Genomic DNA, 14117 nt, shown 5'->3' with positions numbered 1-14117 from the left:
ATTATTTGGTGCATTTTGATTTATTTTTATTTATTATATCTGTTTTTATATAAGTATTTTTTAAAATAGGATTCCATTTGAAATCCTTTAATTTCGTGATAGAAAAATTTTCTTTTGGATTCGTGGATAGCAATTTTTTTGAAAATTCATCTTCTAAAAATTTAAGTGTATCTAATGCACAAGGTGGCAAATCCCCAAGTATAGCTTTCCCCCCTAAAACATCAATTTGCGCTGGTTTAACACCTTTTTTTAATTGCACCTTAACAGATTCATTATTGTCCTTACGTTGTATAATATAGAAACCATTCTGTATTTCATCATCCACATAAAATGAGTTATACTGGTATCTTCCTCCTGTTACATAAATGGCGACATCAGTAAGACAAGGAGAACTTTTGCTAACAATTCTTGTATTTGTCCGGTCAATAACACCATTTGGATAAAGAACTTCTAAACCTTCTTGTATACCGAGAAATCCTACCACTAGTCCGTCACATAAATGTCCATGGAATTTTTCTAGATCATGCAGATTTATCTCGTGTACTAAAGTCAATCTTCCTTTTGAAAAATCGGTATCCAACACCTTGATGATTGGTAATTTTTCTTCAATTACAATACGGTCTTTATCTACCTGCTTATTTGCTACTGATTGACAACCAAACAGTGGTATAAGCATTAGCAAAGCGTACAAGCTATTTTTGGTCATTACATTTTTATTTTTATTTCTTAATTACTAGGTTTCACAAAGCGTTGCATTAATTTAATGCTATATGATCGTTCTTCATCCATTTTTATAAAATAAGGTTAAATAAATAACCTGAAAAAATGATACAGATTGTTACCACGCTAAAAAAGATCGCTATCAATTTTAAGGACATCACCTTTTTAAGTAAAGTCGCTTCAGGAATAGATAAACCAACAGTGCCCATCATGAAAGCAATTGCCGTGCCTAGCGGAACTCCTTTGGCGACGAAAACCTGAATGACAGGTACAATCCCTGCAGCATTGGCATACATAGGAACAGCAAGAATAACGGCAAGTGGCACAGTCCACCATTCTCCACCACCTAAATATTGATTAAAAAAGTTTTCAGGGACATAACCATGCATTGCCGCACCAATAGCAATTCCGATAATGACATAAACAATAACCCCTTTTACAATATCCCAAGCACTTTTTGTAATTTCTGGAATACGTTGGTAAAAAGTCCTTTTTTCACCTGCGTACTCCCTATGTTGTATTTTATTTTCAAGGATTTTTTTCACCCAATCAGAAAGTAAATATTCTAGATTAAATTTACCAAGTAACCAACCAGCAATTGTCCCTAAAATAATACCGGATACCACGTAAATTATGGTCGCTTTTAATCCAAACATGCCAATAAACATAGCTACCGCAACTTCATTTACCAAAGGAGAGGTAATTAAAAATGAAAAAGTAACACCTAAAGGAATTCCACCTTGTACAAACCCTATAAATAAGGGGACGGAAGAGCAAGAACAAAAAGGCGTAATGGCACCAAAAATGGAAGCAAAAAAGTATTCCAAACCATATAGTTTTTTCTTATTTAAATAATTTTTCAGTCTTTCAATTGGAAAGTAAGCGTTTACAATCCCCATAAAAAACACAATTATAAATAGCAAAATTAGAATTTTCAATGTATCAAAAACAAAGAAGTTCAACGCTGTACCTAAATGGGTGTCTTCACCAACATTAAAAATAGTATAGATCAACCAGTCTGAAAAATTTTGCAACCAATTAAACATTTTTTATAGTCTTTATGGTACCGGAAATTTTACTGGATAACTTTATGGTATTGTAAATGGTACCGTGGTTTTCAATATTCTTTTTTAATAATACTGTATTTATATTTAAATCATCTGTATAAATGGTTAATTCATACAATATATTCTCCATTCTTGGTGGGTTTTCTAATCTTATTGCCTTCACTTCCACTTCTGCTTTTAAGAAAGTAAACTGCATCATTAAAGAAAACCTTTCTACATTTTTCAACATACAAGCTGCAAATGATCCTAAGAATAATTCTGCTGGATTTGGCAAAATTTTCGCAGTTTTGGTTGTGGTTCCAAAATCTATTTTAGATTCTTTTATTTTTATTTCCGCATCTTGGTTAGAAATAGAGGCCGCGTGAATTTGATAAATCATCTTCCTTTATTTTAAAAGATCTACCACTTCTTTTTTTGAAGGCACTCGTCCTTTTATGGAAACCACATCATCAATGACCAAAGCAGGTGTTGTCATGATATTAAATTTCATTATTTCCATTATATCTTCCACTTTTGTAATACTAGCATCTATATTATTATCTGCTACCGCTTCCTTTACTACAGCGGTCATTGCTTTACATTTTGGACAGCCAGTCCCTAAAATTTTAATTACTTTTTGCATGGTCATTGTATTTAATTTTCGTCTGTAAACGAAAAGGTTATAATAAATAATATCATTCGAAAAATTGTTGAAACAGCAATTTTGCAGCTTTCCAATTCTCTGGATTAATACAGTACTTTATCTTAGGCGGTTCTAATTCTCCTTGGATTAGTCCTGCATTCTTTAATTCTTTTAAATGCTGAGAAATGGTAGATTGCGCCAAAGGAAAAACATCCACTAGGTCACCAGTAAAACAGCAGGACTGTTTATCCAAATGCTTTAAAATTGCAATCCTTGTCGGATGCCCCAAGGCTTTTGCTATTTTGGCTAAAGCTTCTGTATTTTCTTTGTAAATAATTGTCTCAATATTTCTTTTCATATCCCTTATCGTAAATATACGATTAAGCGATTAGTTATAAATTGAGCTTTGTCATAAATAGGTATGACATATGTTTGAAAGCTGTAGATATAGTCTTCATAATAGAGGTTACAAATATTTAGATCTTTAAGGAAAGCAACTTAAATAAAATGTCTGCTTATTATCCACAATAACCACTAGCATAGGAATAGCAAAGTTTAGGGTCTCTATTGTTATCCTCCCCCAGTAACATTCTACTAAAACTTTCACCCGATTTAACTCCCTATTTTTTTAATAATTGTATCGCTGGAATATTCTCCATTGGAATTAAAGATACTTGTCCTACCTTGCTGTGTTTTAATTGTAACAAAGCTAATCCAGCACTTTTATCCATTGCAATAATAGGACCTCTTGCAAAACAGGGTAAATAAAAACCACGTAATTTATTTTCTTCATTAAAATAGCCCAATCCTTTGTGGTAAAATTTTTGGATTAAATGCCTTCTATCCTCACCATTAGCGATTTGATCTATTTCCACTACCCTATTTAAGTCTTTTTCACGTAGGTTTCTGATATTTTTTGTTGTAGGAAAGGGAATAGTTTTCCATGTTTTAAAAGCTAAATATTTACTCCTCTTTTTAAAACCAAAGTTTTGATAGAGAGGAGCTCCCATTGGGGTTGCAATCAATAATTGGGTTTTACATCCCTTCCCCTTTAATTCGTTTATTAAATGTTGGGTAATTAATTTACCAAAGCCCTTGTTTCTGAAATTGGGATGCACCATTATATTCCCCAGCCAACCAACACGTCCTTTTGCTAACAAGCTTCCAGCCCCAACGACCTCCTCATTTTCAATTATTAAAAAAGCTTTAAAAAAATCTTCATCCACGTATGTTTCTAAAAAAGACTCATAATCAAAGTCCCATTCCATTGGTACTATTTTATTCAATCCTATAATTTGTGACTTATTTAAGTCTAAAATATTAGTCACTTATATTTTTATTAATGGATACATGTCGTTACAAAATAACTAATTCAAATGAAATGGATCAATGATGGTGACATCAAAAGCCAAATAATTAACATCTGTAACATTTGAAAGGTCAATAATTTCGTTCATATATCCAAAATTTATCTCCATTTTTTGTTTGGGTATATAAATGGAATAGTACAAACAAAATCGACATTCCTTATATCCCAATTGACCCCAGTCTTCATTTATTCGTTTACTACTTGCAAAAAGCATTTCTGCACTTGAAATTAATTTATGTGTTTTTAAAGTATTCAAGTAATAATATGCTTTAGCATTAAAACGAAAACGGAGTTGTGCAGATTCGAGATTTACATTTACCAATGCATAATTAAAAAATCGCATTTCTGGTCGAAAGGTGAAAGCATATTTTAGCTTATTTAGTGCTTTAGCGTAAGTAAAACGACTATAAAAACGGCGTTCTTTTTTTACTGCTGGATTAGCTAATTCATAAGGGAAAGTTGAATTATACCTTTCTTGAATTCTTGCGCTTACCGCAACTGAATACGTCCATTTATTTTTAAAGGAATGACTAAACTCTTGGTTTAAAACAAATAATACAGGCCTTTTAAAAGGATTATAATTATCGGGAAGACTGCTTCGACCCATTCCAAAATAGGTTGCTGCATTTAAATGCCATTTAGTACCAATTTTTTGTTTTAACCCAACGGCCATCCATTCTGCAGCATTTACTTTGCCCAGACCGGGTGGTGATATTTGTGACCAGCATACTGGTTGACACAGCAGCGTAAAAAAGAGAAGACCTATTAATTGGTCAAGATGAACTTTCATTTTTAATTTTTTATATAATAAGTCACAAAATAAAAGATAGAATCTGTATAAATTTTGGATGTTAAAATTTACGCTCAAATGGTTGAGCGTCTTTTTATTTTTTGGCGCCTAAAATTATACAAAAAGAATGTCTCTTTTATAAAAACCGGCAAAGGGAAAAGCGTTACTTGTAACAGATCACAAGGATCAAAAGCTGGTCCATGCATAAAGGGATAATCTGAAAAATTCTATTCGTGTCTCAACGCTTGAATTGGATTTAATTTTGCGGCTTTTCTTGCAGGAAAAAAACCAAAAATGATACCTACCATAAAAGAAAATCCAAAAGCCATTAAAACGGAAGACATGGTTACTTCTGCATCCATATCCATAACATTCCCTCCTATTTCGGCCAAGGCATAACCGAGTAATATTCCAATAATGCCCCCAATTAAACTAATCACAATAGATTCAATTAAAAACTGCCAGAGTATTACATTAGAGGGCGCACCGACAGCCAATCTCAAGCCAATTTCACGTGTTCTTTCCGTAACCGATACTAGCATGATATTCATGATTCCAATACCACCAACAATTAAAGAAATACCTGCAATAGCTGCTAACAATAAAGTCAGCATATCTAGTACAGTCCCCATGACATCTAACATTTCTTTTTGGGTAGCAATTTGATATTGTGGTTCTCCACCACTTACCTTTTTTAGAAAACCACGCATCACGTCATCAATTTCAGAAACTGCTTTATCCACATCATTTTCATCTTTAGTTGCCGCATGAATTACGTGTACATAAGATAAACCTAATAAACGTTTTTGAACGGTTCTAAATGGAGCGATAATAATATTATCGCCATCCATCCCCATTGTTTCTCCTTTCTCTTCCAAGACACCAATAATTCTAAATGGAATTTTATCAATCCGAATAATATTTCCCACTGCTTCTTTTTCATTGACAAATAAGTCTTCCGCAACAGTTTTTCCAATCACACAAACTTTTTGTAATGATTTACCGGTTCTATCATCATACAACTGTCCCAATTTAATGGCATAATTATTCATGAAAAAATAATCTCTATACGCACCAGTTACATAAGGTCGACAATTATTGGAGCCAAAAACAGCCTGACTTTTTGTTTGGACTACAGGAGAGATAAAGTTTACTGTGGGACATAAATTAAGAATTGCTTTGATGTCGGTTTCCTTCAGCACTTCAGCATTAGTAACATCTGAACTAACACCTCTTTGTTGATCGGCACCTGGTCGAATCATGATTAAATTAGTACCAAGCTTACCCAGTTCCCCTTTAATACTATCACTTGCACCGCTTCCTAACGCAAGCATACCAATCACCGAGGCAACCCCAATTATTATTCCTAGCATGGTAAGTAAAGACCTAGATCGGTTTCGATTAATGGAGCGTAAAGCAGATGCTAATAGATCTAATATTTTCATTTTTTATTGGCGGCCACAAATAATTCGTGTGCATTTTTCGGGTTAATTATTTCATCATCTTCTATCACTTTTCCATCATGGAGAATAATTTTTCTTTTTGACATTTCTACAATATCGGGTTCATGAGACACCATTACAATTAAAATTCCTTTTTCATTTAAATTTTGAAAAAGTTCCATTATTTGATAACTTGTTTTTGAATCTAGATTACCAGTAGGCTCATCTGCAAAAATCACTTTTGGTTCATTTACTAAGGCTCGAGCAATAGCTACTCTTTGTTGTTGCCCACCTGACAATTCATTTGTTTTATGATAGATTCGCTTTGCCAATCCGACGCTCACAAGTGCTTCCTTGGCTTTTTTCCGTCTCAAACTACTACTAATATCACTATTATATAATAAAGGAAGTTCTACATTTTCCAATGCAGTAGTCTTGGGTAATAAATTATAAGCTTGAAAAACAAAACCAAATTTTCTATTTCTAATTCTCGAAATAGCAGCTTTTGAAATGCCATTAACTTCTTCGCCATCCAAAAAATAAGTCCCTGAAGTTGGCTGATCTAGGCATCCTAAAATATTCAACAAAGTTGATTTTCCACTACCACTTGCTCCCATGAGGGAAACAAATTCCCCTTCAAAAATCTTTAAAGAGACATCATTCAGTGCCCGTACCTCATTTTCGCCAGGGTTAAACACTTTTGTGATGTGGTTAATATCAATTACACATTTAGCCATTTTTATTTTTCCTCTTTGTTTTCACTAAAAAAGCTACCACTTTTCTTTTCCCCAATAGTCATATTAATATTGGTAATGACAGAATCTCCAGCATTTAATTCTCCAGAAATAGCAGATCGAATACCATTGGTAAAATTAACAAGCACACTTTTTTCACTCATTTTTTGTTCATTTATGACCCACACAGTACTTTTATCAGTTTGGTTTAATGCTTCTATTTTAAAATGCTTTTTATTTAACTGTTTGATGTCTTCTTCACTCGGAAAAAACGATAAAGCCGCATTAGGTACAGCTAAAGAGACAGGATTTTCTTTAGTCCGAATAATTAATGTTGCTGTCATTCCAGGCATTAGTTTTAAATCTGGGTTTTGAATAATAACAATCACATTATAAGTAACTACATTTTGGATCACAGTAGGTTCCAATTGTACTTGTTTTACCACCCCTTCAAATAAGTCTTCGGGAAAAGCATCAACCGTAAAAAATACTTTTTGACCAGGTTTTACCATCCCAATATCTGCCTCATCCACACTTGCTTCAATTTTCATTTGTTTTAAATCATTCGCAATACTGAACAAAATTGGCGTAGTAAAAGAAGCGGCAATGGTTTGACCGACATCAATATTTTTGGAAATTACAATACCATCAATGGGAGAAACGATATTTGCATAGCCTAAATTAACTTCATTCTTATCCAATTGAAGTTTTGCGACATTATAAGTTGCTTCAGCGTTGTCAAAATCATATTGCGCATTTTCCAATTCAATTTCTGCAATAAACCCCTTACTAAAGAGTTTGGTATTTCTATCTAGTTCTCGCTTCGATTGCTTTAGGGTTACCTCCGCCTTCAAAAGGTTGGACCTACTTTCCTTTAAAGAAGAAGTTAAGATTCGTTTATCCATTCTAGCTAAAACCTGTCCCGACTTTACGCGATCATTAAAATCTACTAATATTTCAGAAATGATTCCTGAAACCTGCGTCCCAACATCCACGAGTTCAATAGGATTAATAGTTCCAGTTGCCGAAACTTCTGCATAAAGAGTTTCTTCTAGCGTCACTTCTTTTTGAATGGCTATATAAACGGGATCTTTTTGAATGAACTGTTTGTACACAAATAAGCCAAGTAAAATCACTACAATACTCCAGATTATTATGCTCCTTACTCTCTTCTTTTGCATATTCATTTTTAATTATTTAATTAGATTTGCAGTCATTATCTTCATTTGTAATTCCGATAATTTTGCATTGTACTTTGCGTTTAATAAATTCAATTGGGTATTAATTAAATTAAGTTGTGCTTGTCGGTTATCAAAAGAGGATATCTGTCCGAGATCAAATTGTTCGTTTGATTTTAGAAAATTTTGTTCACTTACCACCACATTTAACTCTTCATTTCTTATGATAATTTTTTGGGTAATGTACTCCGTCCAGTAATTAGCCAGTTGGCTTTCAAGTGTTGTTTTTAATATTTCCTCATTTAAAACTTGTGCTTCTAAATCTATTTTTGCGTTTTGCACCCTGACTTTAGTCGTACCTCCATCAAAAATATTCCAACTCAAAGATAAACCCGCACTTAGTCCATTGCTAACTTGATAAGGGTATACGGTTGTTGGTCCATTATCGCCATAATTTAGACCATAAGAAACTGATGTAGACAAGGAAGGAAGGTAATTTGATTGGCTCTTCTTTAAGTCATAGTTTAAAACTTCCATATTAAATGCCGACTCTTTTAATTGCATATTCCCCTTTAGCATATTTTCATACAGCACTTCGTAGGCTAAATCCTCGTCTAAAACTACTGCTGTGTTCACTTCAAATGGATAGTTAATATCCCTTCCAAGAAGAAAATTTAAAGTCCTTTTATTTTTTATAAGTTGCAGGTTAATATTTAAGATTTGAATGCTATCAGAATTCGCATCTACTGTTGCATTTAGCACATCTAGTTTCGATTTTTTACCATAAGTAAATTGGGCTTTTACCCTTTCCAGTCTTTCCTTGGAATCTTGGTAAGCGGCTTCAAGTGTATATTTTTGTTCTTGATTTCTTGCCACGTTAAAAAATGAATTATAAACATTAATCAGTGTAACTTCAACTTGTCTTTTTTGTTGCACATCTGCCAGTTCATACATCTTTTTAAATTGGTCATATTGCACTTTTCTTGTCCCGTTAAAAATTAAATAATTTATCCCCACCGAACCACTATAATTTTTAGTGGCGACATCATTAATCACGATATCATTAGCTGCATTATCTGTCAATTTTAAATTACTATTGGCATAATTTCCGTTACCGCTGAGGGTTGCTGTTGGTAAAAAACCAGAATTGTAAATACTTTGATTATTTGCCGATTTCTCTAGGGTTTTTTCTGCCAATTTAAGGTCGTAATTATTAGCCAAAGATATTGCAACAGCAGCATCCAAATCAAGTATTTCTTGACCAAAACTAAAAAAAGAAAAGCTAAAAAAAACAATAGTATTTAAGGTAATTTTATGCCACATTTTATCCAGTTTAAATTTTTAACCAATAGTGCTACTTTCCATTATGCTGTATGGACAAGTATAATTCTAGGGCGTAAAATTAGAATGAAATAATGCCATTGTAGCTGATACAGGTCAGTATATTTAATGATTTAATGAATTAAAAGAGACCTAAACAATAATTTTAGTTACCACAACACAACACAACACGTAAAAACCTATTAAACTATCCGTTAATAGAACTTACAAGGAGGTACTGGCAGGTAGTGCAGGAATTTATTTCACCTCCAATTGTATCCAATTCAAAATTAAAGCCAATGCTACAGGTGAAAAAGTTTGTTCAATAGTAGCATACTCTGCTGGAAGCCCAGTTTTACATTCTTGAAACAAATGATTTAAATTAGGTATTTCTTTCGTCGTCACTTTTTCATTACCTCCATTGGCTAAAGCATTTTTAATGCCTGTAAGATTTTCATTTGGAGAGACTTGTAAATCCTTCTCTCCATTAATTGCCAAAACAGGACATTTTACCTTCTCTAGCGTAATTGCTGGATCTGACTTAATGAAATAAAGCATCCATGGACTCATCACTTGATTAATTTGCGTACTTACAAAATCTTCTTTACTCATGTTGCTTGGGATCTCCATCAAGGAATCATTTTCTAAAGTAGTACGAAAAAAGTGCGATAAATTGGATTTTAATTTCTCTAGATCATCCTCTTTTTTTACCAATTCAAATAACTGTTTATTAGTATCCGTCAGTTTTTTTATTTCTGCATCCGATACACCAGAAGCTTTAGTGATTAAAGCTTGCTGTAATAATAACAACTGATCCCCTTTAATGCCAGGTCCAGCCAACAACACCATAAAGCTCACATCTGTCGATTTTGAAGCCACCATGGGTGCAATCAAGCCACCTTCACTATGCCCAATCAGGCCAATTTTATTTTTATTAATTTCTTTTCTAGTTTTTAAATAAGTTATGGCACTTGCTACATCCGTTGCAAAGTCAGCTGAAGTAGCGGACTTGAAATCACCTGTTGATTCTGCGACACCTCTATCGTCATACCTTAAAACTGCAATCCCATTTTTGGTTAAATAATCTGCCAAAACTAAAAATGGTTTATGTCCCATTAATTCTTCGTCTCTATTTTGTGGTCCACTTCCTGAAATAAGTACCACGACAGGAAAATTTCCTTTCTTTTTTGGAAGGGTTAAAGTTCCAGCCAAGGTAATATCTGCGGATTTATTAGGAAAGGTTACCGCTTCTTGATAATAATCGTAAGGCGCAATCGGCTCTTGTGGTCTTCTAATTGTTTCTTTTTCTATCTTGGTCCTCGACAAATCAATCGGAAACTCTTGTCCTCCTTGTTTCAAAACCCCAATAATTTCATCCTCTTTCAACTCCCCTATATATTCCAGTCCGGCACTTGCTACTTCAAATTTTATGGTTGGGTTTTCAAAGGTGGTTTGCGTAACTGGTATTCCAGTTGCACCTTGATCTGGACTATCCATGGTAGCGGTATACCCATTATCAGATTTATCAACATTAAAAACCAATCTAAGTTGTACTCCTTGTACTTTTAACAGACCGTTCCACTGTCCAGTAATATTTTGTGCCAACAACGAAGTGGAAATTAGACTGGCGAATAAGATTAAAAAAGTTTTCATATGGTTTATTTTACAACATTTTTTCGTCCGCAAACTTTACCGCTTTTATCGGGTGGATGCCTCCAAAATACTAAGATAAAATAATTATAGCAACTAAGCGAAGTGTTCTTTAAATAGTATCTATCCCATAAAGGATAAAAACGAACTTACCATGCATAGTTATATGTCGCCTTAATTTTAAGGATAAAAAATGGTCACCAATAGCAACAACACGATAAACACTTATAAACAAAGTCGATAAGTATAGAAAAATTCTTTCTAAAAAAGAAAATAGTATCTATTTACACCATAACACATGTAAAATGACAGTTAAAAAAATTAATTTAAATGACTAAAATCAGGTGTCATTTAAGTTTTCATGGATACTTTTGACTAACGCCATGGAAGAAGCCTTTGTCATTCAAACCGATAGTTTTCAAATTACACAATTCGAGTTTTTCATTCGATTATTAATTTCGGCTGGCATTGGTTTTGTCATTGGATTAGAAAGAGAACATGCTGCTTTAAATGAAAAGGGGGAAAACTTTGCTGGAGTACGTACTTTTTCCTTAGTTGTTATTTTAGGTTTTTTAGCTGCATTTGTTAGTGAAATATATACGCCATGGATTATTTTCGCTGGCTTTTTAGCTACATTAAGTATGGTCACCGTTTCTTATTGGATAAGTGCCCGTAAGGGAGAAATTGGAGGGACCACAGAATTTGCTACTTTACTGGCATACCTATTAGGAGTTACCACATTTTCAGGTTTTATTCAGGAAAGTCTTGGTATTATGGTCATCTTAGTGGTACTGTTATCTTTAAAGGTAAAATTAAAGCGCATCATTGGTCAAATTACGCCTTCTGAATTATATGCCTTTATCAAATTTGTTGTTATCGCGCTTTTAATATTCCCATTTTTACCAAATGAAACTTATGGTCCCTATGCTGTTTTTAACCCAAGAGAATTAGGCTGGGTTATCGTACTTACTTCGGGACTTGGATTTGCGGGTTACCTACTCATGAAATTTTTAGGAAGTGATAGGGGCATTTTATTTACAGGCATTCTTGGCGGTTTAGTCTCTAGTACCGTAGTTACATGGGTCTTTTCGAAAAAGAGTAAAGAGGTACCTGCTTTGTCTAAAAATTGTGCCATAGCCATTTTATCCGCCTCTACAATCATGGTAGTCCGGGTAGTAGTTTGGGTAAGTATTTTTAACCGAGAATTACTTTCAGGGTTACTTCTACCTATGGCTTTAATTTTTATCACAGGCATAGGCATATCCATTTACTTTTATAAAAAACAAGAAACACAAGCGAAAGTTAAAACAGAATTCCCACTTGGAGAAGCATTAAACTTGAAAGAGGCTTTATTTTTTGGCATATTATATACAGGCATATTGTTTTTAGTCAGTTATGCCAACCAACAATTTGGAACAAAGGGAATTTTTATATCTAGTGCCATTGCATCATTAACCGATATAGATGCGATAACCATATCTGTATCTAAATTAGCAGGGGAATCTTTGTCTATATCAATCGCACAAAACGCCATTTTACTTGCAACTTTGTGTAATACCCTCGTAAAAATTGGTATAGCGCTTTGGACTGGGAGTAAACTTTTAAGGAAATATATTCTGATCGGATACGGACTTATTTTTGTAGCTGGTCTCTTAGGTTTTGTAATTTTAAACTATTGATCATTGGGAGGTAATTCTTCAGTAGAAACATTAGAAAACAGATTTATAGTTTACTTAGAGGTTAAAATGAAGTTGTATTTTTTTGAAATCTAGACCAGCCCAAGTCCCTTCCATTCTATAAGGTTGAAAACGGGAAAATAAGCTTTCTTTGAACCAATCTTTATGCTGTGCGCGTTTCGAAGATTTTCCATGCCCTTTTGGGTCGCGAGCAAATTTAATTAAATCAGCTTCTGACTGCCATAAACTATAAGTCGCCATTTCAACAATGGGAATCTCTCCTACACCTTTCGTGTAAAAAAGCCCAGTATTCCCCAAATAAGATTTTTGTGACATGGGTACAAGGGACCAAAACTTTAATAAACTACGAAAACGTACAGTAGCACGGGTAATCACAAGCATGGCTTTATTCTTCGGGTCGATTGTATCGTTTAGTTCAAAAGGTGCGACGCCGGACCATGTTCCTCTGCCGGATATATTTTTAGCATAAGTGATCCAATGTTCTTGAGAATGATGGAGATATTCTTTAAAAATTTCAGCGGATTTAAAAAAGGCATTTGCTACTGATTCATTATCCCAGACTTGCAAAATTCCGTAAGTTCCGAAATCTGGCAATATAGAGAAACCTTCTCCAGCCCCACTTCCTAGGACCTTAAAAAAGGTACATCCTTTTATCTCCTTTAGCCTAGGAATGGCAAGTCTCATCATTTTAAATGCCCACCATTTATCACTTCTCTTATTAAATCGAAAAAGCGTCATGGTCGTTATCTGTGTACTCATCAAATGGTTTTATGCTTAATGTAGCAATAAATATACGATTTGATACGGTTACTTTAAGAAGACTTGTACTTCTTAGCTAAGTTTATACTTCTTTTTCAAGTCAGCAATAATGTCTTGCTCTTCCATTTTGTTAGCTGCAGTTGCATTTGTTGTCATTAACCAATTGTATCTATTTTGAATCGTTACTGCCAAAAAAGTATCCTCCCAATCAATGCTATTTTTAGGCGAGAATTCTTGCACAATATTTTTAAATTGATTCACGTACTTTTCCTCTGTAACATTTTTGGTAAATAATTGAAGCGTCCATGCCGAAACATTTTTGATAACAATACCTTCCTCATTTTTTTTTCCTATTTTCCAATCCACCGTATTACCAATCTTTTCAACAGGAATTCTGTATGAAAAGTCTTTTTTTGGAATAGAGATACTAATGAGGTTTTCCTTAAGTATGTGTTTTATCATTTTACTTTTATTTCAATAAATTATTGCTTGCCTCAAATGTAGTAATTACTATACAAAGAGCTCATATTTTTTTGGTATATGATTTTTATTAATTTACTAGAAATAAAGCTAGACTTAGCTCCGGACTATGGGTTACTTTCAAGGTAATAAGTATCGCACAGCTTAGACTTAAAACAAATTAGCCTTTCTAATTTAGTCTTTATTTCTTATCCTTTTATATTACCTTATTTTGTCTAGTCCTAAATAATCGATACAGATTATTAAAGGATTAAATTTATTAATTAAAGCTGAACAATGATATCATTGT

The 14117-nt window shown here is 33.5% G+C and carries 15 protein-coding genes; 1 reads left to right on the top strand and 14 read right to left on the bottom strand.

The features are described from left to right. Window position 1 precedes the first annotated feature (1 nt). The 12 genes from DNU06_RS06410 to DNU06_RS06355 all read right to left on the bottom strand — a co-directional run bounded on the left by DNU06_RS06410 (window position 2) and on the right by DNU06_RS06355 (window position 10895). Complete coding sequence (locus DNU06_RS06410; protein ID WP_111062418.1) at window positions 2-706, bottom strand: formylmethanofuran dehydrogenase subunit E family protein; 705 nt, start codon at window positions 704-706, stop codon at window positions 2-4. An 85-nt stretch (window positions 707-791) separates the two neighbouring features. Further along, complete coding sequence (locus DNU06_RS06405; protein WP_111062417.1) at window positions 792-1766, bottom strand: permease; 975 nt, start codon at window positions 1764-1766, stop codon at window positions 792-794. Continuing rightward, window positions 1759-2166 (bottom strand): OsmC family protein, encoded by a 408-nt coding sequence (locus tag DNU06_RS06400; RefSeq protein ID WP_111062416.1) that lies wholly within the window; start codon window positions 2164-2166, stop codon window positions 1759-1761. Before DNU06_RS06400 ends, DNU06_RS06405 begins: the two co-directional genes overlap by 8 nt. Window positions 2167-2172: 6 nt before the next feature. After that, window positions 2173-2409, bottom strand: coding sequence for a thioredoxin family protein (locus tag DNU06_RS06395; protein WP_199398997.1), 237 nt, complete (start codon window positions 2407-2409; stop codon window positions 2173-2175). Window positions 2410-2461: 52 nt separating this feature from the next. Next, window positions 2462-2767 carry an ArsR/SmtB family transcription factor gene (locus DNU06_RS06390; protein WP_111062414.1) on the bottom strand — a complete coding sequence of 102 codons (306 nt, stop codon included), beginning with the start codon at window positions 2765-2767 and terminating at the stop codon, window positions 2462-2464. A 262-nt stretch (window positions 2768-3029) separates the two neighbouring features. Beyond that, entirely contained in the window at window positions 3030-3737 is a 708-nt protein-coding gene (locus tag DNU06_RS06385; protein WP_111062413.1) for a GNAT family N-acetyltransferase, read from the bottom strand. A gap of 39 nt (window positions 3738-3776) precedes the next feature. Next, complete coding sequence (locus DNU06_RS06380; RefSeq protein ID WP_111062412.1) at window positions 3777-4568, bottom strand: DUF2490 domain-containing protein; 792 nt, start codon at window positions 4566-4568, stop codon at window positions 3777-3779. Window positions 4569-4795: 227 nt separating this feature from the next. Beyond that, entirely contained in the window at window positions 4796-6013 is a 1218-nt protein-coding gene (locus DNU06_RS06375; protein WP_111062411.1) for an ABC transporter permease, read from the bottom strand. Beyond that, complete coding sequence (locus DNU06_RS06370; RefSeq protein WP_111062410.1) at window positions 6010-6747, bottom strand: ABC transporter ATP-binding protein; 738 nt, start codon at window positions 6745-6747, stop codon at window positions 6010-6012. The genes DNU06_RS06375 and DNU06_RS06370 overlap by 4 nt, the downstream gene beginning before the upstream one ends. Before the next feature lie 2 nt (window positions 6748-6749). Beyond that, window positions 6750-7925 carry an efflux RND transporter periplasmic adaptor subunit gene (locus DNU06_RS06365; RefSeq protein ID WP_158526834.1) on the bottom strand — a complete coding sequence of 392 codons (1176 nt, stop codon included), beginning with the start codon at window positions 7923-7925 and terminating at the stop codon, window positions 6750-6752. A 12-nt stretch (window positions 7926-7937) separates the two neighbouring features. Further along, complete coding sequence (locus tag DNU06_RS06360) at window positions 7938-9245, bottom strand: TolC family protein (RefSeq protein WP_111062408.1); 1308 nt, start codon at window positions 9243-9245, stop codon at window positions 7938-7940. Between the two features lie 255 nt (window positions 9246-9500). Then, on the bottom strand, window positions 9501-10895 hold the full coding sequence (locus DNU06_RS06355) for an alpha/beta hydrolase family protein (RefSeq protein WP_111062407.1): 1395 nt from the start codon (window positions 10893-10895) through the stop codon (window positions 9501-9503). Between the two features lie 341 nt (window positions 10896-11236). Here DNU06_RS06355 and DNU06_RS06350 point away from each other — a divergent pair, with 341 nt between their 5' ends. Further along, complete coding sequence (locus DNU06_RS06350; protein WP_233502972.1) at window positions 11237-12571, top strand: MgtC/SapB family protein; 1335 nt, start codon at window positions 11237-11239, stop codon at window positions 12569-12571. A 54-nt stretch (window positions 12572-12625) separates the two neighbouring features. Here DNU06_RS06350 and DNU06_RS06345 read toward each other — a convergent pair whose 3' ends face one another. Further along, the gene (locus DNU06_RS06345) at window positions 12626-13348 is read right to left on the bottom strand and encodes a DUF3291 domain-containing protein (RefSeq protein ID WP_146239166.1); all 723 of its coding nucleotides are present in this window, start codon (window positions 13346-13348) and stop codon (window positions 12626-12628) included. 72 nt (window positions 13349-13420) lie between these two features. Continuing rightward, complete coding sequence (locus DNU06_RS06340; protein ID WP_111062404.1) at window positions 13421-13810, bottom strand: hypothetical protein; 390 nt, start codon at window positions 13808-13810, stop codon at window positions 13421-13423. Window positions 13811-14117 lie beyond the last annotated feature (307 nt).

The sequence above is a fragment of the Putridiphycobacter roseus genome (genome assembly GCF_003234935.1).
GTDB classification, from domain to species: Bacteria; Bacteroidota; Bacteroidia; order Flavobacteriales_D; family Crocinitomicaceae; genus Putridiphycobacter; species Putridiphycobacter roseus.
This window is presented reverse-complemented; position numbering and strand designations above follow the sequence as displayed.